This window comes from Flavobacterium sp. HJJ, assembly GCF_015351475.1.
Lineage (GTDB): Bacteria > Bacteroidota > Bacteroidia > Flavobacteriales > Flavobacteriaceae > Flavobacterium > Flavobacterium marginilacus.
The window spans coordinates 1-1,624 of sequence record NZ_JADKPR010000059.1; the positions used below are offsets into that span (position 1 = coordinate 1).

Below are 1,624 nucleotides of genomic sequence, written 5' to 3' on the forward strand. Positions count from 1 at the left end.
GAATCTGTGGCAAAATTTCATCAATTAGAATCAATGTACAGGAATGACTGGATTCCAGCCATTTAATACATACGAAGGTTTTCTGTAGTTATTAATCAGTTCAGCATCTTTTTCCATAGTCAGCTGTCTGGATGCTGGATGTCTTTTACTTACATCGGCAGCTTTACCGGTTTCAAGATCAGTAGTGTTATATTCCCAATATTTGATGTTCTCTGCCTGATCTGTTACAGTTCCCCATCCTGACGGGCGAAGGCCTTCTGTTTTGCAGTCAATAAGGACAGCTTCGGCAAAAGGATATTTTATACCATGATTATCGGGGGCTCTTGCAATATCAGTTTCGGCATCGCCAATGGTTCTTATGATGCAGTTCACTAATACATTCCCGTGATTTTTATCAGTATTTCGCACCCACATATGAGGACCGGAATAAGAGACAAACTCGCAGCTGTTAAAGAAAACGGCTCCATATCCCAATACATTGTCGCCATGTCCTTGTATTTTCGAATTGTTTACATACACGCGCCCGGTGGCCTGCAGGGCATCGCCGCTTCCTTCAATAGAAGCGTTGTCAATAATCATTTTATCACCTACAGTCAATAAAGCCTCAGCCTGCGCGGGTTTTTCTCCTATGGACTGAATTGTTAGATTGGCAACGGTAATTTCCGAAGAACGGTGTACAGCCATTACAGCCCTAATATTATGAACATCTTTGTTTAAATTGGGATCGGGACTCATTTCACGAAAATTAAATACACCATTGTTAGCATATCGTATAATTGTACTATTTCGGTCTTCGCCAATGAAGGAAACTGCTTTTCGATTTGGACAGTTTATAATTTCATTGTAAATTCCTTTTTTGATCAAAATGGTAACGGGCTGGCTGTTATTTTCAGGAATAAAATCAACTGCGCCCTGAACTGTTGTGAAATCGCCTTTTCCATCTGCGGATACAATTATTTTCTTACTGTTTTTTGAAGGAGCAGTTTTTTTGGTCTGGAACTGCCATTGGTTTTTATTTATTTCAAAAGTCTGTCCATCGGCAAAACTAAAAACGTCTCTGTCGATAACAATATAATAGGTTTTATTGTAAGCCAAACGGCTGCTGTGAGGATAGATAAAAGCTGTGCTGCCATCAATCAGTACCGGATAAAAATGATAAGCGTCAATTGGTTTAGTGCCGCCTATATAATTAATCTGGTATTTGTGTGCAGTATTTAAATCTTCTTTATGCACTGTATAAATGCTGTCCTGCATGTAATTGTATATGAATTTGTCATATGGTGCGGGAGTACGGGTGTTTTTGGGCCCCGGAGCAACGGATAAGTCCAATTCATCTGCCAATGTATTATTGGAAGCATTATAAATACGTATTTTTCCTTTGTTGTGCAGATTTGGAACAGCATTAAAAATCAGCTTAAAACAGGTATCTGGATTTACATTTTTTGCTCCGCTGAGAGGGAAATGTACTATTTTATTATTGAATGTCTGTGCATTTGCTGATTGTATGCAGATGATTATAAAGAAATAAAATAACAAACGGGCAATTCTGAAAATTTGATTCTTTACTGCGATATTTTTCATAGCTGTTATTTTAGTTTGTTGTGCTATAAGTGATTTTAGTTGT

At 38.0% G+C, this 1,624-nt stretch carries 1 protein-coding gene; it reads right to left on the bottom strand.

What is annotated here, in order from left to right; translation table 11 throughout:
• Positions 1-30: 30 nt before the first annotated feature.
• A partial coding sequence (locus IRZ80_RS20690; RefSeq protein WP_228520975.1) for a pectinesterase family protein occupies positions 31-1,624 on the bottom strand: 1,594 nt, incomplete at its 5' end.